The 206-nt window shown below is 48.5% G+C and carries 1 protein-coding gene; it reads right to left on the minus strand.

The genetic code is table 11. From position 1 onward, the window contains the following. Positions 1-206 (minus strand): hypothetical protein (locus tag NLF92_RS14165; protein WP_254102921.1); only part of this gene is annotated, 206 nt, incomplete at both ends.

The raw sequence follows: 206 nt of genomic DNA on the forward strand, positions 1-206 counted from the left end.
GATCATCAGGTAAAAACGCACTGTTTAGCAATACAGACGATTTACGCAACGCAATGACGTGCTGACAAAACGCCAAAAAATCCTGCTTGCGTTTGTCCAGTCGCCAGTCAAACCAACTGTTTTCATTGTCCTGGCAATAGGCATTATTGTTGCCTTGCTGGGTTCGGCTCAGTTCGTCTCCGCCTAACATGTGCGGCGTTCCCTGG

Source organism: Opacimonas viscosa, assembly GCF_024199005.1.
Classification (GTDB): Bacteria; Pseudomonadota; Gammaproteobacteria; order Enterobacterales; family Alteromonadaceae; genus Opacimonas; species Opacimonas viscosa.